The 23222-nt window shown below is 39.3% G+C and carries 20 protein-coding genes; 5 read left to right on the top strand and 15 right to left on the bottom strand.

Going from position 1 to position 23222, the window contains the following annotated elements; all coding sequences use genetic code 11:
* Positions 1-6: 6 nt before the first annotated feature.
* The 3 genes from H7T93_RS04880 to H7T93_RS04870 form a co-directional block, all read right to left on the bottom strand.
* On the bottom strand, positions 7-843 hold the full coding sequence (locus H7T93_RS04880) for a sugar ABC transporter permease (protein ID WP_021144180.1): 837 nt from the start codon (positions 841-843) through the stop codon (positions 7-9).
* A complete protein-coding gene (locus tag H7T93_RS04875) occupies positions 843-2201 on the bottom strand; it encodes a carbohydrate ABC transporter permease (protein WP_037599811.1) in 1359 nt (452 codons plus the stop codon). Before H7T93_RS04875 ends, H7T93_RS04880 begins: the two co-directional genes overlap by 1 nt.
* A gap of 89 nt (positions 2202-2290) precedes the next feature.
* Entirely contained in the window at positions 2291-3538 is a 1248-nt protein-coding gene (locus H7T93_RS04870) for an extracellular solute-binding protein (protein ID WP_002884898.1), read from the bottom strand.
* 179 nt (positions 3539-3717) lie between these two features.
* Between H7T93_RS04870 and H7T93_RS04865 the strand changes: the two genes are divergently transcribed.
* The 3 genes from H7T93_RS04865 to glgP all read left to right on the top strand — a co-directional run bounded on the left by H7T93_RS04865 (position 3718) and on the right by glgP (position 8738).
* Positions 3718-4722: a LacI family DNA-binding transcriptional regulator gene (locus tag H7T93_RS04865; protein ID WP_048790305.1), complete on the top strand. Its 1005-nt coding sequence runs from the start codon at positions 3718-3720 to the stop codon at positions 4720-4722.
* Between the two features lie 253 nt (positions 4723-4975).
* Positions 4976-6475, top strand: coding sequence for a 4-alpha-glucanotransferase (malQ, locus tag H7T93_RS04860; RefSeq protein WP_048790304.1), 1500 nt, complete (start codon positions 4976-4978; stop codon positions 6473-6475).
* A 1-nt stretch (position 6476) separates the two neighbouring features.
* Entirely contained in the window at positions 6477-8738 is a 2262-nt protein-coding gene (glgP, locus tag H7T93_RS04855; RefSeq protein WP_022496654.1) for a glycogen/starch/alpha-glucan family phosphorylase, read from the top strand.
* Between the two features lie 113 nt (positions 8739-8851).
* Here glgP and H7T93_RS04850 read toward each other — a convergent pair whose 3' ends face one another.
* Positions 8852-9991: a hypothetical protein gene (locus H7T93_RS04850; RefSeq protein ID WP_175057595.1), complete on the bottom strand. Its 1140-nt coding sequence runs from the start codon at positions 9989-9991 to the stop codon at positions 8852-8854.
* Between the two features lie 108 nt (positions 9992-10099).
* Between H7T93_RS04850 and H7T93_RS04845 the strand changes: the two genes are divergently transcribed.
* Both H7T93_RS04845 and xerS read left to right on the top strand, forming a co-directional pair.
* On the top strand, positions 10100-11089 hold the full coding sequence (locus tag H7T93_RS04845; RefSeq protein ID WP_014634486.1) for a lipoate--protein ligase: 990 nt from the start codon (positions 10100-10102) through the stop codon (positions 11087-11089).
* 285 nt (positions 11090-11374) lie between these two features.
* Positions 11375-12445, top strand: a complete 1071-nt coding sequence (gene xerS / locus H7T93_RS04840) for a tyrosine recombinase XerS (protein WP_155213113.1) — start codon at positions 11375-11377, stop codon at positions 12443-12445.
* A gap of 162 nt (positions 12446-12607) precedes the next feature.
* Here the strand turns inward: xerS and H7T93_RS04835 are convergent, their stop codons facing one another.
* From H7T93_RS04835 to H7T93_RS04785, 11 genes are all read right to left on the bottom strand, one after another.
* Entirely contained in the window at positions 12608-15148 is a 2541-nt protein-coding gene (locus H7T93_RS04835; RefSeq protein ID WP_148512692.1) for a M1 family metallopeptidase, read from the bottom strand.
* A gap of 133 nt (positions 15149-15281) precedes the next feature.
* Positions 15282-15935, bottom strand: coding sequence for a phosphate signaling complex protein PhoU (gene phoU, locus H7T93_RS04830; protein ID WP_004182526.1), 654 nt, complete (start codon positions 15933-15935; stop codon positions 15282-15284).
* Between the two features lie 28 nt (positions 15936-15963).
* Positions 15964-16722 carry a phosphate ABC transporter ATP-binding protein PstB gene (gene pstB / locus H7T93_RS04825; RefSeq protein WP_002890956.1) on the bottom strand — a complete coding sequence of 253 codons (759 nt, stop codon included), beginning with the start codon at positions 16720-16722 and terminating at the stop codon, positions 15964-15966.
* Positions 16723-16734: 12 nt separating this feature from the next.
* The gene (pstB, locus tag H7T93_RS04820; protein ID WP_048790301.1) at positions 16735-17538 is read right to left on the bottom strand and encodes a phosphate ABC transporter ATP-binding protein PstB; all 804 of its coding nucleotides are present in this window, start codon (positions 17536-17538) and stop codon (positions 16735-16737) included.
* A gap of 10 nt (positions 17539-17548) precedes the next feature.
* Complete coding sequence (pstA, locus tag H7T93_RS04815) at positions 17549-18433, bottom strand: phosphate ABC transporter permease PstA (protein WP_013990602.1); 885 nt, start codon at positions 18431-18433, stop codon at positions 17549-17551.
* Positions 18423-19337 (bottom strand): phosphate ABC transporter permease subunit PstC, encoded by a 915-nt coding sequence (gene pstC, locus H7T93_RS04810; protein ID WP_002890959.1) that lies wholly within the window; start codon positions 19335-19337, stop codon positions 18423-18425. Before pstC ends, pstA begins: the two co-directional genes overlap by 11 nt.
* A gap of 2 nt (positions 19338-19339) precedes the next feature.
* Positions 19340-20215, bottom strand: a complete 876-nt coding sequence (locus H7T93_RS04805; protein WP_139724285.1) for a phosphate ABC transporter substrate-binding protein PstS family protein — start codon at positions 20213-20215, stop codon at positions 19340-19342.
* Between the two features lie 125 nt (positions 20216-20340).
* Entirely contained in the window at positions 20341-21651 is a 1311-nt protein-coding gene (locus H7T93_RS04800) for an RsmF rRNA methyltransferase first C-terminal domain-containing protein (protein WP_175057596.1), read from the bottom strand.
* An 80-nt stretch (positions 21652-21731) separates the two neighbouring features.
* Complete coding sequence (locus H7T93_RS04795; RefSeq protein WP_073689717.1) at positions 21732-22499, bottom strand: inositol monophosphatase family protein; 768 nt, start codon at positions 22497-22499, stop codon at positions 21732-21734.
* Entirely contained in the window at positions 22489-22770 is a 282-nt protein-coding gene (locus tag H7T93_RS04790; protein ID WP_004182521.1) for a UPF0223 family protein, read from the bottom strand. The genes H7T93_RS04795 and H7T93_RS04790 overlap by 11 nt, the downstream gene beginning before the upstream one ends.
* A complete protein-coding gene (locus H7T93_RS04785) occupies positions 22763-23176 on the bottom strand; it encodes a Spx/MgsR family RNA polymerase-binding regulatory protein (protein ID WP_201041640.1) in 414 nt (137 codons plus the stop codon). The genes H7T93_RS04790 and H7T93_RS04785 overlap by 8 nt, the downstream gene beginning before the upstream one ends.
* Between the last annotated feature and the right edge of the window lie 46 nt (positions 23177-23222).

The raw sequence follows: 23222 nt of genomic DNA, 5'->3' as shown, positions 1-23222 counted from the left end.
CCTTTATTATTTAACTGATCCGCCGGTTACACCTTCAACATAGTATTTCTGCATGAAGATAAAGAGAAGGGTGATTGGGATGGCGATGATAATAGCACCTGAGGTAAATGGAAGGAACCATTCATTGATAGCGTCTTGGTTAAGCATTTGGTAGAGTCCAAGGGCAACGGTATATTTATCTTTAACGTCACCAAGGATAACAGATGCAAAGATGAAGTCTACCCAAGGTCCCATGAAGGCCATGAGGGCAGTGTAGACGATGATTGGTTTAGAAAGTGGCAAGGTAATCTTGGTAAAGATTTGAAGACGAGTTGCCCCATCAATCATTGCTGATTCATCCAATGAGTAAGGAATGGTATCAAAGAAACCTTTCGCAATGTAGAAACCAAGTGCTGCTCCAGCAGAATATACCAAGACTAAAGAGGTCAAGGTTTGTGTCAAATTGAGGGCCTTCAAAATGTAGTAGACCGCAATCATTGACATGAATCCAGGGAACATGTTAAGTACAAGTGCCAATTTCAAGAAGCCATTTCTGTGTTTGAATTTAATACGGCTAAGTGAGTAGGCCATACCTACGGTAATCAAAGTTGAGAGGATACATGTACATGTGGCAACGATGAAGGTATTGATGAACCATTTTCCAAATGGGTAAGCATCGCTGGTAAACAGTTTGATGTAGTTATTAAAAGTGTAAGTCTTAGGGAAGAAGTAAGGCACCGCATTAGCTCCTTCACCACGGAAACTTGTAAGGAAGATCCAAATAATAGGAATCAACCAGATAACAGCTAGAACTGTCAATAGAATATAAGTACCAGTTAGGTAAAGATTTTTCTTACGTTTCATTATTTAGCAGCCCCTTCCTTGAATGAAGATGATCTTGTGTAGGCCAAGAGACTGAATGTTGCAGAGATGGCGAAAATCAAGATACCGATAACAGATGCCAAGTTGTAGTCTTTGGCGCTAACAGTCAGTTTGTAGAGCCAAGTTACCAAGAGGTCAGTTGAACCCGCTTGATAGTATTCAGAGTTAGTAGGTCCACCACCAGTAAGGAAGTAGATAACGTTGAAGTTATTGATATTACCGATGAATTGTTGAATCAACGATGGTGCCATGATCAAGAGAATTTGTGGGAAAGTGATGCTCTTGAAGATTTGGAATTTGCTTGCTCCATCAATTTCAGCAGCTTCAATCTGCTCAGTTGGCAAGTTCATGATGATACCAGTTGCGACCAACATTGTGAATGGAATACCAATCCACATATTAACAAAGATAATAGAGAACTTAGCCCAGAGAGGGTCAGTCAAGAATGGAATTGGTCCATTAGTGAGATGCAAGGTTTGAAGCAAACCATTCAAAGGCCCATGGTCGTTAAGGAAGTTACGCATCAAAAGAAGGGATACGAACTGAGGGACGGCGATAGTGATAACAAAGAGTGTACGCCAAACTTTCTTGAATTTAAGTCCTTTAGTGTTGAGCAGGAGAGCAAGGACAATACCGAAGAAGAAAGTTGTTGCTGTTGCAGCAACTGCCCAAATCAAGGTCCATGTCAAAAGTGGGAAGAAAGTACCAGCCATACGACCTTGTAAAACCTCACCAAAACTTGAGAAACCAACCCAGTCAAAGAGTGATTTAGGTGCTGGGTGATTGTGGTCAAAGTTAGTAAAGGCCAAACAGATCATGTAGATCAAAGGCAAGATTGTGAAGAGCAAAACTCCAATCAATGGTATAGTCATAAGTCCCATGTGGAAACGACCATCGGCCAAGGTCTTGAAGTCTTCGACAAAGTTAGGAACTTTACGTCCAGATTGTTTGAGAGCCATGAGATGACGAGCACTCTTAAGGTTACACCAGTAAATATAAGCGAAGACTGCACAGAAGATTAGTGAAGCAAGTCCAAAAATCAACAAGAGCATAGAGTTATCTCCAGCGACCTGAACAGTAAGCTTAACCCCATTAACTTCTTTAACGGCCTCACCTTGTTCTTGAGTCCCTAAGGTAATCATACCTTTAAGTGCAGGGATGATTTGGATAACGAAGGCTACTAAGAAGGCAATCTCAGAAAGGAGGAAGAGCAAGCCCTTGGTGAACTGTTTGTTGACCAAGTTTGCCAATCCCATTACCAGAAAGGATAATTTGACATCCCATGTACCTTCTTTGAAGACCTGGCGCATAGGAGTTGTGTCGTAGATTGTTTGTGACATAGATATCTCCTCAGATAAATGTTTAATTAGTGATAGATAAAGAGGCTAGGAACCTGACCTGCCTCTTTACCTTCTCATAGTTAGGATTCTTATTTAGCTGCTGCCAAATCTTTATCAAATTGTTGTAATTTAGTAAGGAATTGGTCTTCCTTGATTTTACCGTTATATGCATCACTCATAAGAGCAGCACTTTCAGTCCAGAAGACTGACATTTGACTAAGTTTAGGCATAACAGTTGTGTACTGATCAGATGAACCCATAGTAATTACAGCTTGTGCAAGTGCATCCTTTTGAACAGCTTCAGAAGCTTGAACTTCTTTGTTAGCTGGGATGATGTGACGGTCTTCATTAGTGAATTGGTTATTTTGACTGTCTTTACTTGTCAAAGCTTGTGCCAATTGGTAAGAAGCAGCGATACGTTCTGCGTTACCTTTAGATGGTGTTTGGTTAACTGCGTAAAGTTTAACACCCATGAAGGCTTTTTGTTGAACGTCTTGACCACCGATATTAACTGTTGGGTAAACAGCAACACCAAGATTGTCTTTACCAACAGCTTTAGCAGCTGCAGCGTAGTCCCATGGTCCTGATTGGAAAGCATCAACAGAACCATCTTCGAATTTAGCCATCATATTAGCTGAATCGACATTAACAAAGCCTTTATTGTCTTTTTGAGCTGCGATAAACTTAAGAACATTCACACCAGCTTCGTTACCCCAGTTAGTACCTTTCACATCTTCACCGTTAGGACCAAAGAGTGTGTCACCAACTGAAAGGAAGAGAGGAGCAGTTACATAAGCGTTAACTTCTTTCAAGTTGCTACCAAATTTAGCTTTAGAAGTGATTGTTTCATATGATTTCACATCTTCTTCATTAAGTTTAGATTTGTTGTAGTATGTAACTTGAGTTTCGATACCGTATGGGAATGCGTAAGTTTTACCTTTGTATTGAGCACCTACAGCAGCTTGTTCAGTATCTTGTTCAGCAATTTCTTTTGAGTATTGCTCTGGGATTTCTTGGATAGCCCCAGCGTCTACCAATTTACCGAGTTGGTCATGTGGAAGTGAGAAGACATCTGCAGCAGTAGAAGCATCTTTAGTCAAGTTTTCTTGGGCATTTGGATCTTCCATTTCTACCATATCAACTTTGTAACCAGATTTCTTTTCAAACTGTGCTACTGTGTCTGAGTAAGATTTCTTAGCTCCAGTTGGTACCCAAAGTTTCAAGGTCTTGCTATCTGAACTTGAGCTCTTGCTTGAGTTTGACCCACAAGCCACCAAGAGCGACCCAGCCACGAGAAGTCCAGCACTACCAAGTAATACCTTTTGCCATTTTTTCATTTCTATTTCCTCCAGAAATTTAGTTTACGATAACCATTATGCAATCGCTTTCATCATTTGTCAAGTATTTTATAAAAAAATTTTAACTTTGTGCAAACGATTGCAAAACTAAATTGTATCGGTTATAATTGTTCTTGTATTTTACGACTATAAATATTTATGAGAATGAGAGGAAAATAATGGCTACAATTAAGGATGTTGCCCAAAAAGCAGGAGTAAGTCCTTCAACGGTTAGTAGGACCTTAAAAGATAATCCAGCCATTTCTGAAGAAACAAAAAACAAGGTGCGGGCGGCTATGGATGAATTAGGTTATGTCCCCAATCTTGCAGCTCAGATGTTGGCAACCGGCTTAACTCATAGTTTAGGTGTGATTCTTCCTCCTTTGGCGCATAGAGAAAATATCAGTCAACCCTTCTATATGGAAATTCTAACGGCTATCAATGAAGAAGCAAGTCGCAATTCTCAGGTCGTCAGTATTGCTACAGGTGCTAGTTTGGATGAATTGGTTAAACAAGTCGAACTCATGCATCGCCAAAAACGAGCTGATGGTTTCATTATTCTCTACTCTGAGAAGAATGATCCTGTTAAATCCTATCTCCTAAATGAAAAAGTTCCTTTTGTCGTCATTGGAGCTGCAGGTGATACAAAAGATAAGGTTACCTACATCGATAATGACAATAAGGCCTTAGGTAAGGAAGCAGTGACTTATTTATCATCTCATGGTCATAAAAAAATAGGTTTTATTACGGATGACCTTTTTGGTCAAGTAGGACAGGAACGTTATCGAGGTTATAAAGAAGCAGCAGATGAACTAGAATTAGAAATCTTACCTGAACTTGTATTTTCATCTAAAACAATCGATAAGCTAAAGAAGGAATTAGATAGATTTTCTCCAACAGCTTTGATTGTCAAGGATGACCTTATCGCCCTTCGTCTCATTCAATGGCTAAACAATGAAGGAATTAGAGTACCTGAAGATTATGCTATCATTTCCTTCAATAATTCTACTTTTGCAGAAATCATGCATCCGTTCTTGACCACTTTTGATATTAATATCCAAGAACTTGCTAAAGAAAGTGTACAAAGTCTTATGGGACTCCTTAAGTCAACTAAGAACAAGTCACAGAAAGTCATCATTCCATTTAAACTTATAGAAAGAGAAAGCGTCTTAACGCATTCATAATATCTTAAGGAGAATCTAAGTAGTTGGTTAGTAAATTAGCCGGCTACTTTTTTATTTTATGTAAGATGACTATTATCCGGAATTCACTAGAAGCATCGGCTTAAAAAAACTCTATCAAATTGTAAGCGTTTGTTTTTCGAACAATTATTCAAGAAAAAATAAAAAAATTTCTATTTTTTTGCTAAAAATTCTTGACTTGTGCAAACGTTTGCATTATAATCATAAGTGTAAAAAATAATTTGAGGTAAACTTTATGAACAAACGAGCAAGCGGTGTATTGATGCACATCACATCACTTCCAGGTGACTACGGGATCGGATCTTTCGGTCAAGCAGCCTATGACTTTGTTGATTTCTTGAAAGAAACAAAACAAACATACTGGCAGATCTTGCCACTTACTACAACAAGTTATGGGGACTCACCTTATCAATCATTCTCTGCGGTAGCGGGGAACACACACTTCATCGATTTGGATTTCCTTATTCGTGACAAGTTTCTAACTAAAGCTGATGTTAAAGGCGCTGACTTTGGATCAGATCCAGAGTTTATCGACTATGCTAAAGTTTATGAAGCACGTCGCCCAATCCTTGAAAAAGCAGTAAAAGCTATCTTGGCAGATAAAAAAGAAGCTAAAAAATTCGAAGCTTTTAAAACTAAAAATGTTAACTGGTTAGCAGATTATGCTGATTTCATGGCTATCAAAGAACACTTTGATAACAAAGCGCTTCAAGATTGGGATGATAAAAAAGCGGTTAAACGCGATGAGGCGACTCTTGAAAAACTTCGCAAAGAACTTGCTGATGTCATCACTTACCACCAAGTAGTGCAATACCTCTTCTTTAGCCAATGGGCAGAACTTAAAGCCTATGCTAACAAAAATGGTATTCAAATCATTGGTGACATGCCAATCTACATCTCAGCTGATAGTGTTGAAGTTTGGACTCAACCACACCTCTTCAAACTAGATGCCGAATGTAAACCACGTTACATTGCCGGAGTTCCACCAGATAACTTCTCAGCTACTGGTCAACTTTGGGGTAACCCAATCTACGCATGGGATAAACATAAAGCTGAAAATTATGCTTGGTGGGTATTCCGTATTCAAGAATCATTCAAACTTTATGATTACTTGCGTATCGACCACTTCAAAGGTTTCTCTGACTTCTGGGAAATTCCTGGTGGAGATGAAACTGCTGAAAATGGTGAATGGGTTCCTGGACCTGGTTATGACCTCTTCAAAGTGGTCAAAGAAGAATTGGGTGATCTTAAAATTATTGCCGAAGACCTTGGTAACATTGATGATAAGACACGTAAACTTCTTGCAGACTGTGGTTACCCTGGAATGAAGATTGTTCAATTTGGTTTCTACGATACTACTGGAAACAGCATTGATATTCCACATGTATACACACAACATTCAGTTGCTTACACAGGTACACATGATAACGAAGTAATCAACGGTTGGTACGACAACTTGACGCAAGAGCAACGTGATTACACTGATGCTTACATTAACCGTCGTCAAGGTGAACCAATTACACGTGCTCTCCTTCGCACACTCTTTGCTACAGTAAGCAACACAGCTATTGCGACTATGCAGGATATCCTTGATAAACCTGAAAATAGCCGTACAAACTTCCCTAACACAGTTGGTGAAAACTGGAAATGGCGTATGCTTCCAGGTGAAATCACTGTAGACAAGAAAGAATTTTTGACAGATATTACAGAAAGATATAATCGAGGTAATAAATAAAATGGCTACATTTACACAATATGTTGAAGCAAAAAACAAAAATCTTAAAGACCTTTCAAACGAAGAAATCTACTATCTTTTGTTGGAATTCGTAAAAGAAGCAGCTGCTCCAAAACCTAAAAACGATAGCAAACGTAAAGTTTACTACATCTCAGCTGAGTTCTTGATTGGTAAACTTTTGTCTAACAACTTGATCAACTTGGGCATCTACAAAGATGTTAAAGCTGAATTGGCTGCTGCTGGTAAATCAATCAGCGAAGTTGAAGACGTTGAACCAGAACCATCTCTTGGTAACGGTGGTTTGGGTCGTTTGGCTTCATGTTTCATCGACTCTATGGCAACACTTGGCATCAACGGTGAAGGTGTTGGGCTTAACTACCACTGTGGTCTTTTCAAACAAGTCTTCAAAGATAACAAACAAGATGCAGAACCAAACTACTGGATTGAAGATCAATCATGGTTGGTACCAACTGATATCTCTTATGATGTTCCATTCAAAAACTTCACATTGAAATCACGTTTGGACCGCTTGGATATCTTGGGTTACAAGAAAGAAACTAAGAACTACCTTAACCTCTTCGATATCAACGGTTTGGATTACGATTTGATTGAAAAAGGAATCACTTTTGATCAAGACGAAATCCAAAAGAACTTGACACTTTTCCTTTACCCAGACGACTCAACTCGTAAAGGTGAGCTCTTGCGTATTTACCAACAATACTTCATGGTATCAAACGCTGCTCAACTTTTGATTGACGAAGCTATCGAACGTGGTTCTAACCTTCACGACCTTCCAGATTACGCTTATGTACAAATCAACGATACTCACCCATCAATGGTAATTCCAGAATTGATCCGTCTTTTGACAGAAAAACATGGATTTGAATTTGATGAAGCAGTAGCTATCGTAAGCAAAATGGTTGGTTACACAAACCACACTATCTTGGCTGAAGCCCTTGAAAAATGGCCTCTTGACTACCTTGAAGAAGTCGTTCCACACCTTGTTGTTATCATCAAGAAATTGGATGCTATCATTCGTGAAAAATACGAAGATCCACGTGTTCAAATTATTGACGAACACAACCGTGTTCACATGGCTCACATGGACATCCACTTCTCTACAAGCGTTAACGGTGTAGCAGCACTTCACACAGAAATCCTTAAAGCTTCTGAGTTGAAACCATTCTACGACCTTTACCCAGAACGCTTCAACAACAAAACAAACGGTATTACATTCCGTCGTTGGTTGGAATTCTCAAACCAAGAACTTGCTGACTACATCAAAGAATTGATTGGTGATGGTTACCTTACTGACGCAACTCAATTGGAAAAATTAGCTGCCTTTGCTGATGATCCAGCAGTTCACAAACGTTTGGCTGAAATCAAATATGATAACAAGTTGTCACTTAAACGTTATCTTAAAGCCAACAAAGGTATTGAGCTTGATGAAAACTCAATCGTTGATACACAAATCAAACGTTTCCACGAATACAAACGTCAACAAATGAACGCTTTGTATGTCATCCACAAATACTTGGAAATCAAAAAAGGAAACCTTCCAAAACGTAAAATCACTATCATCTTTGGTGGTAAAGCAGCTCCTGCCTACGTTATTGCTCAAGACATCATCCACTTGATCTTGTCACTTTCTGAACTCATCAACAATGATCCAGAAGTAAGCAAATACCTCAACGTTCACTTGGTTGAAAACTACAACGTAACAGTTGCTGAACACCTCATCCCAGCAACAGATATCTCAGAACAAATCTCATTGGCTTCTAAAGAAGCTTCAGGTACAGGTAACATGAAATTCATGCTTAACGGTGCCCTTACACTTGGTACAATGGACGGTGCCAACGTTGAGATTGCTGAATTGGTAGGACCAGAAAACATCTTCACATTTGGTAAAGATTCTGATACAATCATCGACCTTTATGAAAAAGAAGGTTATGTACCACGTGATTACTACGAAAAAGATGCTAACATCAAAGCAGCTGTTGACTTTATCGTAAGCGAAGACCTCGTTAAAGTTGGAGATAAAGAACGCTTGGAACGTCTCCACAAAGAACTTATCTCTAAAGACTGGTTCATGACGTTGATTGACTTGGCTGAATACATCGACAAGAAAGAAGAAGTATATGCAGCTTACGAAGATCAAGATGCATGGAACAAAAAAGTTGTTTACAACATTGCTGAAGCAGGATTCTTCTCATCTGACCGTACAATCGAACAGTATGACAAAGACATCTGGCACACAAAATAATAATCTAGTTGCATAGAAGAAGAACAAGATCAGAAATGGTCTTGTTTTTTTGCATGAAAAAAACACAGCCAATAGATAAATTAGCTGTGTTTACATAAATAATGTTATGTTACCTATGAGTGATAATTCAGTATATCATTCATATAGGCTTCTTTATTTGATGAATCATAAGTTTTAGATGTTGAGTATTTTAGATAATGGATTTCATCTTTTGCAGTTCTTGATTTTTCTTGTAGGTAAGAATCTGTAATGGTAATCTTAAAATCCTCGCTCTTCCCTGTTAAATCGAGGCTTAGTGGAAAATTTGTAAATTCATCTGAGTAAAAAGCCATTTTATAAAAGTTGTACCTGTCACCTCTAAATGAATTTAAGTGAGGGAATTGTATATGGTAGATGCCATTCCAATAATTTCCATACTCTCTAATTTCGTAGTCATCGAAGAATTCCTGAATTCTTTCTTTGTTAGCAAAATCCTTATCAAAGGTAACAAAGGGAGCCTGCCAATCCCAGAGTGGGATGTCTCCTTCATTTCCGTAGATTATATAGCTTTGCATTTTTCCTGATTTAGGATTTTTCAACTGAAAGTGGTATTCACTGACACCATCTTTCACAGCCCCAGTTTGGTAGAGGGTATCACCAGGAACTATCATAAATAGGAAGTCCCTTAGATATAACTCGAAGTCAGCATCCATTGTTTTATCATGTAATCCAGGGAAACGCTGAATCATTTGTCTGTAATTCTCTGCATTCGAAAACCATTCTTCATCAAAACCCGGACCAACCTCAAAAACTTTACGGTCAAAATAGCGTTCATAACGGTCGAAAAAGTTTTCAGTAGAAGTTACCTGTCCAAATGGTAAAGTGATTTTGGTCTTATCAGTAAAAGTGATATGCAATAAAAGTCTGCGGGGATCAATTCCTTTATCGATATAATGGCCGACCTTATATGTAGACAGATTATCAGGGAAATCGTCTTTTCCGAAGTGTAGGACCTCAATCTCAATATCTTTGACAACTTTTCTTTGAGGTATTATCTTCTTAACGCTGTAATTATAGGCCTTGTAATAGTAATTGTTTTTATCGTAGAGATAAGGCTTATAAGCTCTTTGGTAGGCATTATAGAGAGACATTCCAAGAGCAACAAAAAGAAGCAGAACAAATGCTATTTTGACCTTTTTATTTATTTTACTGGTTAGCCTCGAGAAAAAGAGACTTAATTTACTAGGATTTTGTATCATTCCAAAACTCCCCATATATTTTTTACTATTATATCATGAAAATCCTTATACCTAAGGCGTCTTCGTGTACTTTGTCACCGTTTTCCTTTATAATATAAGTATCACATTACAAGAGGAGACCTCATGAAATATATTGTAAACACATCAAATGATCCTGCCTATAATATTGCTTTGGAAGCCTATGCCTTTCGTGAATTGGTGAATGAAGATGAACTGTTCATTCTTTGGATTAACCGTCCAGCTATCATTGTCGGTAAGCACCAAAATACCATTCAAGAGATTAACAAAGAATATACAGATGCTCATGGTATCAAGGTCGTTCGTCGTTTGTCTGGTGGTGGCGCTGTTTATCACGATTTGAATAACCTCAACTATACTATCATCTCTAATAAGGCAGATGAAGGGGCATTTGACTTTAAGACTTTCTCTCAACCAGTAATCGCGACACTTGCTGATTTGGGAGTTAAAGCTGAATTTACTGGCCGAAATGACCTTGAAATCGACGGTAAAAAGTTCTGTGGAAATGCTCAAGCTTACTATAAAGGTCGTATGATGCACCATGGTTGCTTGCTCTTTGACGTTGATATGTCCGTTCTTGGCCAAGCCCTCAAAGTCAGCAAAGACAAAATTGAATCAAAAGGTGTTAAATCTGTACGAGCTCGTGTAACAAACATCGTAGATGAATTACCAGAAAAAATCACAGTAAATGAATTCTCAGATAAAATCTTGGAAAAAATGAAGGAATTTTACCCTGACATGACTGAATACGTCCTTTCTGAGGATGAATTGGCTAAGATTCAAGAGTCTTATGAGAAGCAATTCAATACTTGGGACTGGACATACGGTCAATCACCAGAATACACAGTAGAGCGTAACGTTCGTTACCCAGCTGGTAAGATCTCAACTTACGCCAATGTTGAAAATTCTATCATTAAATCTGTTAAGATTTACGGAGATTTCTTTGGTATTGGAGATGTATCTGATATTGAAAACTTGCTGGTCGGTGTACCTTACGAGTACGAAGATGTCTTGGCTAAACTTAAAACCATTGACACAACACATTATTTCTCACGTATGACAACCGAGGACGTTGCAAAAGCTATCGTAGCTTAATCATTATTTGAACAATCTGGAAAACTCCAGGTTGTTTTTTCTTGGGAAAATTCTAAAAGTAAATAATACGTTATAAAGATTTTTAAAAGTCAAAGAACCATAAAGATTTTTTCAAAAGTTGGTTTAGGATTGATTTAGTGTGGTATTTATATATTTGGACATTAAACCTATAAAGTCTTTAAGTGAAAAACATCTTATAGCATCTTTCTGAAAAACTGTAATTTTCTTGAAAGAAAGATAAGGGTGTGATATACTTCTATTAAGTAATTTTGGAGAAAAAAACAAATGAAACGTGAACTCTTACTCGAAAAAATTGAAGAATACAAATCTCTTATGCCTTGGTTTGTCTTGGAGTATTATCAGTCTAAACTATCGGTTCCATATTCTTTTACGACCTTATACGAATACCTAAAGGAATATAAACGCTTTTTTGACTGGTTGATTGACTCAGGTATTTCAGATGCTCATGATATTGCCTCAATTGACATCAAAACCCTGGAAAATCTAACTAAAAAAGACATGGAGTCATTTGTGCTCTTTCTACGTGAACGTCCGTCCTTAAATACCTATTCCAAGAAACAGGGAGTTTCTCAAACAACCATTAACCGTACGCTTTCAGCTCTATCTAGTCTCTATAAGTATTTAACTGAGGAGGTCGAGGGTCCTGACGGTGAGCCATATTTCTATCGTAACGTCATGAAAAAAGTTTCTACTAAGAAAAAGAAAGAAACTCTAGCTGCACGTGCTGAGAATATCAAGCAGAAACTCTTTCTAGGCGATGAAACCATGGAATTTCTTGATTATGTCGAAAATGAATACGAAGTTAAGCTCTCAAATCGCGCAAAATCTTCGTTTTACAAGAATAAAGAACGTGATTTAGCGATAATAGCCTTGCTACTGGCTTCAGGGGTTCGACTTTCTGAGGCTGTTAACCTGGACCTTAAAGATATCAATCTGAAAATGATGGTCATTGATGTTACTCGAAAAGGTGGCAAACGAGACTCAGTTAATGTAGCAAGTTTTGCAAAACCTTATCTTGAAAATTATCTTAGTATCCGTGATAAACGCTATAAGGCTGAAAAGCAAGACCTTGCCCTATTTTTAACGGAATATCGAGGGGTTCCAAACCGTATTGATGCTTCAAGTATCGAAAAAATGGTTGCCAAATATTCTCAGGATTTCAAGATACGTGTGACTCCCCATAAACTACGACACACTCTGGCAACACGTCTTTATGATGCTACCAAGTCTCAAGTTTTAGTTAGCCACCAACTTGGCCATGCTTCCACTCAGGTCACTGATCTTTATACTCATATCGTCAATGATGAGCAAAAAAACGCTCTAGATAATTTATAATTACCCTAGTCTAACCATTCCTATTTGGAGTGGTTATTTTTTATTTTACATAAATTTAATTATGCTAAAATCATTTTATGACCATTCATAAACATAACTAAATTTATGTAAATATTACACACAAAAAACAAACTCTCCTTCATGGAAAGCTTGTTTTACTTATTAATAATCTTTAAGAGCTGATTCAACCTCAGCTTTTTCTTTTTCAATCAAGTCTACGCGTGCAGCAATTGTCTTAATTCCCATCAAGATATTACGTTCTAAGGCTTTATCACTTGTTTGTGGCTCGAAGAAAGCAATATATTGATCAAGACGTTCTTGTGTTTTAAAGATTCCAGCTGGGATATTAACAAAGCTATCAAAGCTCATATCGCCACCTAGAGCTGCCTTAATCCAATCCCAGTTATCTTTCGCCCAGTTCCAAACGGTTTCTTGTGCAAATGATTTGCTGAGGAAATTCATATACCATAGGTACAAATCTTGAGGTTTAACGACATGTTTGTCTTTAAGCTGACCTAGCACGTAGTCGAGACCTTCTTGGTTTTTAAGGTATGAAACTGCTTGAGTCAATTGACGACGGAAATTACTATCATTTGTTGTTACATATGCATTGACATAGTCTTCAACAAGAGTTAGACTGTTTTCTTGTTTCATTTGGTTAATGAGAACGAGACCACGGACACTTGCAGGGATGCTTTCAATGTTCTCTTTATGAGCTTGGAAAACACTTGCGGCCGCAAGGACTGCTGGTTGATAGTCTGCTTGAATCAAGTAGCTAAGAGCTGTTTGACGAACCATTTCGTCTTCATCTGATTCTCCATCTTTGGCATCGAAACCAAGACGCTCAAAGTCGTTTTGGAATTGACGACGTACTAAAGCCTTGTAATGCACTTCTGCTTCTGTATCCTCATCGATAAAGCGTTTCAAACCAGCGAGGATTTGAGACTTAGCTTGAGCAATCAAGAAGCTTTCTTCTTTTTCGACAAGATCAAGAAGAGCGACTAGGCTTTCATACGAGATACGGCCACTTTCAGCAAGAAGACGGCGTTCTTGCAAAATCTGAAGTTTACTTACAGTATCAAGGTTAGCAAATTCCTCTAAGAGGTGGTCCAAGAGTTCACCTTGATAATCTGTGATGTAATGTGCTGTATTTGCTGTATTAAGGCGAAGAGCTCCGTTATTTTCAGCAACAAGCTGGTTATAATTTGGAATCTCAATACGCTCTTCTGAGAGTGTGTCTGGGAGCCCCTTCCAGTTTGTGTTCAATGGAATCTCCCAAAGACGACCTTTATCTTCATGTTCACCAATGAAGAATTGTTTTTGACTAAGAATAAGAGTGTCGTCAACTACTTCTGCACTAACAACAGGGTAACCTGGCTGCTCCAACCAAGTATCCATGAAACTAGAGACATCTTTACCAGAAGCATCAGAGAGGGCATTCCAGAGATCTCGTCCAATAGTGTTGTTGTACTGATGTTTTTCGAAGTAAGCTTTAAGTCCTTTAGCAAAGGCTTCGTCACCTAACCAACGGCGAAGCATATGCATGAGACGGCTACCTTTAGCATAAACGATAGCACTATCAAAGAGGGTATTAATCTCATCTGGGTGATTGACTTCCATGTGGACAGACTGAACACCGTCTGTAGCATCACGTTGGAGGGCATGAGGCACACCAGTTGTTTGGAAATCTTCGAAGATATTCCAGCTAGGCTCAATGGCATCTACTGAAACATACTCCATCATATTGGCAAAGCTTTCGTTAAGCCAGAGATCATCCCACCATTTCATTGTAACAAGGTTACCGAACCATTGGTGAGCCAATTCGTGGGCAACCACAAGGGCTACTTGTTGACGACTTGCAGCTGAGCTATTTTCATCTACAAGAAGGTAAACTTCACGATAGGTAACAAGTCCCCAGTTTTCCATGGCACCTGCTGAGAAGTCAGGAAGTGCGAGATGGTATGACAATGGGATAGGATACTTGACTTGGAAGTAGTCTTCGTAGAAATCAATGACACGAACGGCAATATCAAGGGCAAAGTCAACGCTGTTTTCAGCTTGTGCAACTGTAGCGAAGACACCAACTTCAGTACCGTTTTGTGTTTTCGCTGTCTTACCTTGAAGAGCTCCAAAACCAAAGGCAAGGAGGTATGTAGACATACGAGGGGTTGTCTCAAAAGTCCAAACTCCAGTCTCTTCACGCAAATGGCTATTGATTTCAGGCATATTTGACAAAGCGATATCGCCTTCTTCAGCATCAAATTTCAATGAGAAATCAAAAGTAGCTTTAGCTTCTGGTTCATCAACAGATGGGAAGGCTTCACGCGCAAAATGAGATTCAAACTGCGTTGAAATAATTTCTTTTTTCTCACCATTGTAGGTGTAATATGATGGGTAAATCCCTGTCATATTATCTGTAATACGACCAGAGAATTCAATGACAAGCGTCAAAACACCGGTCTCTGGAAGTTCAATATGGAAGGCTTCGTTAGCATCATCCATTTGGAAGTTTAACGATTCATTATCCAAGAGAACGGAACTAATGGTAAGGTCTTTTTGGTGAAGGGAGATATGGTTATCAAGGGCTTCACCTGTAATGGCAACATTCCCTGTAAAGGTCTTTTCAGAACGATTAATGTCCAAGAAAAGATTGTAATTTTCAGGGATGAAACTTTCGATAAAACGAGCAACAGATGCTGTCATACGTATATACTCCTAATCTAACTTTTCGCATCGAAACAGACTGACAAATGTTTCGATATTAGACTCTTTTACAAAAGAAAAGGGTCTGAATTATTCAATACAAACTCATTATAACATAGATTGGAAGCTTTGCCTACAGTTCAATGATTTTACCAGATTTGAGGTAGACAACCCACTCGCAGAGATTGCGGGCATAGTCACCGATACGTTCCAAATACATAAGTACTTGGAAATATTCTTTGGCAGCGAAGGCAGCATCTGGATTCTTACGAACACCTTCTACTGTCATGGCTTGAATATCACGGAAATAGTTATCAATGATTTCATCTGAAGCTGCGATTTCATAAGCGCGTCGTTCGTCACTGTTCAAGTAAACATCTAGAGCATCTTCGACCATGTGGCGGACTGCTTTCCCCATTTTCTTGATTTCAGCTTCAATTTCAGTTAGACGCTCTTCACCTTTAATGCGGATGGTTGCTTTAGCGATAGCAACGGCATGGTCACCCATACGCTCAACGTCGCTAGATGCTTTAAGTGCGGTGATAACTGTACGCAAATCACTTGATACAGGTTGCTGTAGAGCAATAATTTCAAGTGATTTTTTCTCAAGTTTGGTTTCGTAGTTGTTGACGATTTCGTCATTTTCAATGACTTCCTTAGCCAAATCACGGTCATGGCTGATAAAGGCACGTACAGCTTTCTTAAGCTGAGCTGCAACCTCTGTACCCATAGCGTAAAATTGGTTGTGGAGTTTTTCTAATTCTTCTTCGAAGGGAGTTCGTAACATCATAATTTTTTTAGTAATCTGTCCTTTCTTAACCGAATTTACCGGTAATATAATCTTCAGTTTCTTTATGTTGTGGATTTAGGAACATGTCTTTCGTTGATGAATACTCGATGAGCTCTCCATCAAGGAAAAAGGCTGTTCGTTGTGAGATACGACTTGCCTGCTGCATAGAACGAGTGACTAGCAACAAGGTGTATTGTTCTTTAAGGTTATAGAGGGTTTCCTCAATCTTACCAGCGGATATAGGGTCGAGGGCCGACGTTGGTTCGTCAAGAAGGATGACCTTTGGAGATGTAGCTAGCACTCGTGCAATACAGACACGTTGTTGTTGCCCACCTGAAAGTCCAAGTGCTGAGTCATGGAGACGGTCTTTAACCTCTTCCCAGATTGAAGCACCCTTTAGTGATTCTTCTACTGCTTGATCAAGAACAGCCTTATCTTTGATACCATTGATACGAAGGCCATAAACCACGTTTTCATAGATTGACATTGGAAAAGGATTGGGTTGTTGGAAGACCATTCCGATTTCTTTACGGAGCTCAACGGTATCTGTTCGAGGACTGTAGACATTGTGACCGTTGTATGAAACAGCACCAGTAAGTGTCCATTCGGGATTTAAATCTCCCATTCGGTTGATAGAACGGAGCAAGGTTGATTTCCCGGATCCTGAAGGGCCGATAAGGGCTGTGATTTCATTTGGATAGAAATCCATTGTCACATTATTGAGGGCTTTTTTCTTATTGAAATACACCGATAAATCATTAATTGAAATGATTGGTTCAGTCATAAGTGCTCCTTTCTATCCAAAGCGTCCTGATACATAGTCACTGGTTGACTGTAGGGCAGCATCTTGGAAGATTTTCTTGGTTTTATCATATTCGATAAGATCACCAAGGTAGAAGAATGCTGTATAATCACTAGCTCGCGCTGCTTGTTGCATATTGTGCGTCACGATGATAATAGAGTAATCTTCCTTAAGTTCAAACATGGTCTCTTCGAGCTGCATAGTAGCTACAGGGTCCAATGAAGCTGCAGGTTCGTCCATGAGGAGAATCTGCGGTTTCACGGCAATAGCTCTTGCAATACAAAGACGTTGCTGCTGACCACCTGAGAGGGTGAAGGCAGATTTATGAAGGTCATCTTTAACTTGATCCCAAAGTCCAGCTTGCTTAAGTGATGTTTCAACAATCTCGTCCAAGGTTTGCTTATCTCTTACACCTTTACGTTCGTGAGCAAAGGTGATATTTCTGTAAATAGACTTTGCGAATGGATTTGGACGTTGGAAAACCATTCCAATATGTTTACGCATTTCATAAACATTGATATTACTTGCGTTAACATCGACTCCTTGATAAAGGATTTGTCCAGTAACCTTGGCAATATCAATCGTATCATTCATACGGTTTAGACTACGAAGAAAAGTTGATTTACCGCATCCTGAAGGCCCAATAAGAGCTGTGATTTTATTCTTCTCGAATTGCATGTCAATGCCTTTGATGGCTTCTTTTTGACCATAGTAGACATGCAAGTCTTTTGTTTCAAGAGCGAGCTCCTTCTCTGGGAAGGTGATAATATGACGCTCGTCCCAATTATATTTTGTCATAATAACTCCTTTAAGCGGATGTTAATTTCTTATGGAGGTAAGCTCCCAAACGACGTGCACCAAAGTTGAAAATCAGAATGAAAATCAAGAGCACTGCTGCTGAACCAGCAGATACTGCAGTGGCGTCAGGTGTCGTACCTTCTGAGTTGACCTTCCAGATGTGAACAGCAAGTGTCTCTGCTTGGCGGAAAATCGAAATTGGACTAGAGATGCTAAGCGGATTCCAGTCGCTCCAGTTAAGTGCTGGTGCAGATTGACCTGCTGTATAGATAAGCGCTGCTGCTTCTCCAAAAATACGACCAGAAGCAAGAACGATACCAGTAACAATACCAGGTAAGGCTTCTGGAACAACAACGTGACAGATAGTTTCCCATCGAGACAATCCTAGAGCTAGGCCAGCTTCACGTTGGGTATGGTGAACGGTTCTTAAGCTATCTTCAACCGTACGAGTCATTTGTGGCAAGTTAAAGACAGTTAAGGCCAAGGCACCTGATAGGATTGAAAATCCATACTGAAATTGAACAACGAAAATTAAATAACCGAAGAGTCCGACCACCACTGAAGGTAGTGAAGATAGGATTTCAATACAGGTACGGACAAAGTTGGTAAGTCGTCCTTTTTTAGCATATTCTGATAAGAAGATGCCAGCTCCCATTGAAAGAGGCACAGAAATAATCAAAGTAATAACCAATAGGAAGAATGAGTTGTAGAGTTGAACCCCAATTCCTCCACCAGCTTTGTAGGATGATGATCGACTAGTCAAGAAAGACCAGCTGATGTGTGGTATCCCGCGAACCAAGATATAGAGAATCAAGGCTGCCAGGATTGTTACAATAATGCCAGCAATCACATAAAGTGTGCTGATGGCAATTTTATCAATTTTTTTAGCGTTCATAATTTCTCTTTCTCTCACGGGTAATGAATTTCACCAACATATTGAAACCAAGACTCATCAATAAGAGCACCAAGGCGAGAGACCAAAGGACATTGTTTGAAACAGTACCCATGACTGTATTCCCGATTCCCATAGTCAAGACAGATGTCAATGTTGCTGCTGGTGTCGTTAAAGAAGTTGGAATAACGGCGGAATTTCCGACAACCATTTGGATGGCCAGAGCTTCACCAAAGGCACGGGCCATACCAAAGATAACGGCCGTGAAGATACCTGGTTTAGCCGCATTAAGTGTCACACGCCAAATCGTTTGCCAGCGTGTAGCCCCCATTGCTAGACTAGCTTCACGGTAGTGACGAGGCACTGCACGAAGCGTATCTGTTGTCATAAAGGTTACGGTTGGTAGAATCATGACGAACAAGACAAAGGTACCTGAAAGAATACCAAAACCTGTTCCACCAAAAATTAAGCGAACAAATGGAACCACGACTTGGAGACCAATAAATCCATAAACAACGGATGGAATCCCGACCAAAAGTTCAATAGCGGGTTGTAGGAATTTAGCCCCTTTAGGAGAAATCTCAGTCATAAAGATGGCTGCTCCAATGGCAAATGGGGTTGCAACCAAGGCTGAAAGCAAAGTCACTACGAATGATCCCAAAATCATTGGTAGAGCCCCGAATTTACCTTCAGATGGTGACCAATCACCACTAAAGAGAAACTCGACCAAGCTAACTTTATTGACAAAGAAAGTCGCCAGCCCTTTTTGAGCAACGAAAAGTAAAATCATCGCCACGATGAAAACAATCAAGGCCAGGCAAAGGAAAGTGATTGTTTTACCAAACTTCTCGAGGCGTGAATTTTTAGAGGGTGATGTTAATTGTTTCACCAATTCTTCATTTTTCATGCTTACTCCTCACTCTTCTTTGAGACTTTACCATCAGCATCCTTGGTAACTTTCATGCTATGGATGGAAATGTAACCCATTTTTGCGACGACGTTTTCTTGGACTTCGTCACTCATCATGTAATCTAAGAATTGTTTGGTATAGCTATCCGGTTTTCCCTTGGTATACATATGTTCGTAGGACCAAATCGGCCAATCGTTAGTTGCAACATTTTCAGCTTTGGGTTCAAATCCATTTAACTTCAATGTTTTAACAGAATCATCAAGGTAAGCAAATGATAGGTATGAAATAGCACCTGGTGTCTGAGCAACGATTGACTTAACCATACCGTTAGAATCTTGCTCTTGAGTACGGATTGGTGATTTACCATCCATAATCACTGCATCGAAAGTTGCGCGTGATCCTGAGCTAGCTGCACGGTTAATAATAGTAATCTCTAGGTCTTTACCACCAAGCTGTTTCCAGTTTGTGATTTCACCAGTGAAAATCTTACGCAGTTGTTCTGTTGTCAAGTTATCTACAGAGACTTCTTTGTTTGTAATAACTGCAATCCCAGCAACGGCAACTTGAAAGTCAACAAGCTTACTAGCATCAATTCCCGATTTTTCCTCGGCAAAAAGGTCACTGTTACCAATTTGAACGGCACCGGATTGTACTTGAGAAAGTCCAGTACCAGAACCGCCCCCCTGAACGTTAACGATATTGTCAGGGTTCTTTTCAGCGAACCCATCTGCTGCCGCCTCCACTAAGGGTTGAAGGGCCGTAGAACCAACTGCTGTAATGGACTGGCCACGGTCAATCCAAGAGGCACAGCCAGTTAAAACCAGCATGGCCATTGCCAGTGACAGAATCACTGCAAGGACTTTTGTTTTTTTCATTTTTGTCCTCCGACATTTTGTAACATAAGTAAGAAAGTGTCTCATAGATATGCTGTTAAAAGACACCTATCTAATTATAACAAGTATAGGATAACTAAGTCATATTAAAGTTTGGTTACAGGTTTTTAAATGTGAAATCTTAATCCTTTAGGATAGTAGTTTTTAACCGTATTTCCAACAACTTTAGCAAACCCAAAACCATTGCCGTCCACTAAAAGCTGATACCAACCGTTAGGATGTGTTTGATCTAGAGTAACCACATTACCAGAAACGTATTGGGCAAACTGGTCTTGACTTAGCTCTATACTTGAAACAACTTCATCAGATGTTAAAGCAATTCCAAGAGCAAAACTTGGTTCGAAACGTTTTTTCTTGAAGACACCAAGATGCAAACCGTTACGAGCGATTTTAACTTTAGAAAGGTCTGGGAGCCCTTTTGGAAGCAGGTAGAGATTGTCCCCAAAAACTTGCAGCAAACCATCCAGTCTAGTTTTAAGGTGTTTTTTTGCAAAATCTTCCCAAAGTTGCTTCTGCTCCTTGTTTAGGTTAGATTTTCCCTCTTTGATACGTGTTTGCTCAGGCACGCGCTTATCCTGGAATTTTACCACAAACTGGCCTTCACCTTTGAAATGGTGTGGATACATTCGAGCTGTTTCTGGAAAATCAATTCCATCACTCATGCCATTCAATTTAGGGATTGCCTCCAATTCAAGATCAGGATTATTTTCTAAAATCCAAGCAACAACACCTTCATTTTCTTCAGGAGACCAGGTGCAGGTTGAGTAGATCAATTGTCCACCAGGAGCGAGCATTTTCAAACCGTCTGATAAGATGTCCTTCTGTAATTGTGCCAGTTCACTAGGATACTCCTTATGCCAATATTGGATTGCATCAGGATCCTTACGAAACATTCCTTCTCCAGAACATGGTCCATCAAAGACAATCGTATCAAAATAATTTTTGAAAACTTTGGCTAGTTTATCAGTTGACGTGTTTGTCACAATAACATTTCTCGCTCCAAAACGCTCAATGTTTTCAACCAGAATTTTGCTACGCTTTGGATTGATTTCATTGCTGACAAGCAGTCCTGTATTATCTAGGTAACTAAGAAGATGAGTAGACTTTCCGCCTGGAGCAGCTGCCAAGTCTAAGACACGACTTCCCTTGGATGGAGCTGCCACTTGAGCAACCATTTGAGCAGCTGGTTCCTGAGAATAAACCAAACCAGTTGCATGGTCGGCAGATTTTCCGGAAATTTTACCGTAATGGCCCCAAGGTGTTTCAGGGATAGCATCAGGAAAGTCCTTCTGTTGCTTTTTCAAAGGGTTGGTACGGTAGGCGGATACGGCTTCTTGATCAAAAGATGCAAAGAAGTCCTCAGCTTCATCTCTAAGGAGGTTATTATATTTTTCTATAAAGTCTGATGGAAATTGCATAGTTTCCTTTCTATCAAAAAACTGGACTAACCAAGAGAACTTGCTGTTCTGATTTGTCCAGTATGGTTTTATGTTTCAAATTAATTTTCTGAGCCCATAATATGCTTGATTTCTTCAAGTCTGTCTTTAGGGACAAGCATCACAGCTTGACGACTAGAATAATCCAGTGGTTCTCCAGTAATGGTCTCAAGGTGATAACCCAATTTTTCTCCCATAATACTTGCTGCGGCATAGTCCCATGGGTAAATAACTGAAAAGTAAGCTAAAATTTGACCAGATAGGACTTTTGACATGCTTAAACCAGCACCACCGTAGACACGAACGCCTAAGGTCTTATCAATAAGGTCTTTTAAACCGTGAAAATTTTTAGCATACATAGCTCCATTGCTAGCGACTAGGCAACGGTCTAAAGGTCGGTTTTTATATGCTGGAAGCAACTTGTCATTACAATACACATCAAACTGGCCACCACCATAGAAAAGTTGATCAGCCATGACGTTATAAATGAGGCCAAATTTTCCTTGCCCCTCTTCATAGTAGGCAATCATAACACAAAAATTATCTTGTTGGACAATAAAATTGACCGTTCCATCAATAGGATCCAAGACCCAGACATTTCCATCTTTGATATTATGAACCAAGCCATTTTCTTCAGCGAAAATATTGTCTGAAGGGAAGGAGGATTTAATACGTGCCACGAGTAAATCTTGTGTTTGTTTGTCAATATTAGTTACTAAATCATCAAAAGCCGTCTTTTCTTCGACCGTGATAGTTTTACTCAAACTTTCTTTAATAAAAGCACCGGCTTCTTTGATGATTTCTTTGGCGAAAATCAGTTTATTTTCCAAGTGATACAAATCCTTTATCTTTTGCTTTAGCAGCTTTGACAGCTTGATAGGTTGAAAAACCGCTAGCTTCTTCAAAGGCCTTGTCTAGTTGTTTTTCAGGTGCTTTGCCTGGAACAACGGTTTTAAATGCCTTATAGGCTTGCAAGAGTTGGTCACGGTCAACCTTGCTCTCGTATGCTTTTTCTACCTGACTCAAAAAATGAAGCACTGTGGTAATTTCCTCAGTGCTCCATGATGGATCGAGTGGGTAGGAATAATTTCCTTTAGTCATTGTTACCCTCAATTTCAGCTCGAATGGTCGCTTGGCGCAATTCTTGCTTTCTATAATCACGAGGCAAAAAGGCACGAATTTCATCTTCGTTGAAACCAATTTGCATGCGTTTGGTGTCCATAATGATAGGTCGACGAAGAAGATTTGGGTATTCAGAAATCAATTGAATGAGTTCCTTGATGGTCAAATCATCCACATCGATATTCAGCTTCTGAAAGACTTTTGAACGAGTTGAAATGATATCTTCAGTACCATTTTTCGTGTAAGACAAAATCTTCATTAACTCATCGTGAGTTAATGGGCTCGTGATAATATTGTGTTCGTCAAAAGCAACTTCATGATTGGTCAACCAGGCTCGTGCTTTCCTACAGCTGGTGCAGCTAGGTGATAAAAATAAAGTTACCATGCAAACACCCCTTTCACTTTAACATTCCTAATCATTATACATTATT

Origin of the sequence: Streptococcus sp. 9.1 (assembly GCF_016648815.1) — a bacterium.
Classification (GTDB): domain Bacteria; phylum Bacillota; class Bacilli; order Lactobacillales; family Streptococcaceae; genus Streptococcus; species Streptococcus salivarius_E.
Note: the sequence above shows the minus strand (reverse complement) of the source record. Positions and strands in the feature narration are given on the sequence as shown.

Coding starts and splice junctions, on each gene's coding strand:
- H7T93_RS04880 (WP_021144180.1), bottom strand. CDS start 843: ATGAAACGTAAGAAAAATCTTTACCTAACTGGTACTTATATTCTATTG.
- H7T93_RS04875 (WP_037599811.1), bottom strand. CDS start 2,201: ATGTCACAAACAATCTACGACACAACTCCTATGCGCCAGGTCTTCAAA.
- H7T93_RS04870 (WP_002884898.1), bottom strand. CDS start 3,538: ATGAAAAAATGGCAAAAGGTATTACTTGGTAGTGCTGGACTTCTCGTG.
- H7T93_RS04865 (WP_048790305.1), top strand. CDS start 3,718: ATGGCTACAATTAAGGATGTTGCCCAAAAAGCAGGAGTAAGTCCTTCA.
- malQ (WP_048790304.1), top strand. CDS start 4,976: ATGAACAAACGAGCAAGCGGTGTATTGATGCACATCACATCACTTCCA.
- glgP (WP_022496654.1), top strand. CDS start 6,477: ATGGCTACATTTACACAATATGTTGAAGCAAAAAACAAAAATCTTAAA.
- H7T93_RS04850 (WP_175057595.1), bottom strand. CDS start 9,991: ATGGGGAGTTTTGGAATGATACAAAATCCTAGTAAATTAAGTCTCTTT.
- H7T93_RS04845 (WP_014634486.1), top strand. CDS start 10,100: ATGAAATATATTGTAAACACATCAAATGATCCTGCCTATAATATTGCT.
- xerS (WP_155213113.1), top strand. CDS start 11,375: ATGAAACGTGAACTCTTACTCGAAAAAATTGAAGAATACAAATCTCTT.
- H7T93_RS04835 (WP_148512692.1), bottom strand. CDS start 15,148: ATGACAGCATCTGTTGCTCGTTTTATCGAAAGTTTCATCCCTGAAAAT.
- phoU (WP_004182526.1), bottom strand. CDS start 15,935: ATGTTACGAACTCCCTTCGAAGAAGAATTAGAAAAACTCCACAACCAA.
- pstB (WP_002890956.1), bottom strand. CDS start 16,722: ATGACTGAACCAATCATTTCAATTAATGATTTATCGGTGTATTTCAAT.
- pstB (WP_048790301.1), bottom strand. CDS start 17,538: ATGACAAAATATAATTGGGACGAGCGTCATATTATCACCTTCCCAGAG.
- pstA (WP_013990602.1), bottom strand. CDS start 18,433: ATGAACGCTAAAAAAATTGATAAAATTGCCATCAGCACACTTTATGTG.
- pstC (WP_002890959.1), bottom strand. CDS start 19,337: ATGAAAAATGAAGAATTGGTGAAACAATTAACATCACCCTCTAAAAAT.
- H7T93_RS04805 (WP_139724285.1), bottom strand. CDS start 20,215: ATGAAAAAAACAAAAGTCCTTGCAGTGATTCTGTCACTGGCAATGGCC.
- H7T93_RS04800 (WP_175057596.1), bottom strand. CDS start 21,651: ATGCAATTTCCATCAGACTTTATAGAAAAATATAATAACCTCCTTAGA.
- H7T93_RS04790 (WP_004182521.1), bottom strand. CDS start 22,770: ATGACTAAAGGAAATTATTCCTACCCACTCGATCCATCATGGAGCACT.
- H7T93_RS04785 (WP_201041640.1), bottom strand. CDS start 23,176: ATGGTAACTTTATTTTTATCACCTAGCTGCACCAGCTGTAGGAAAGCA.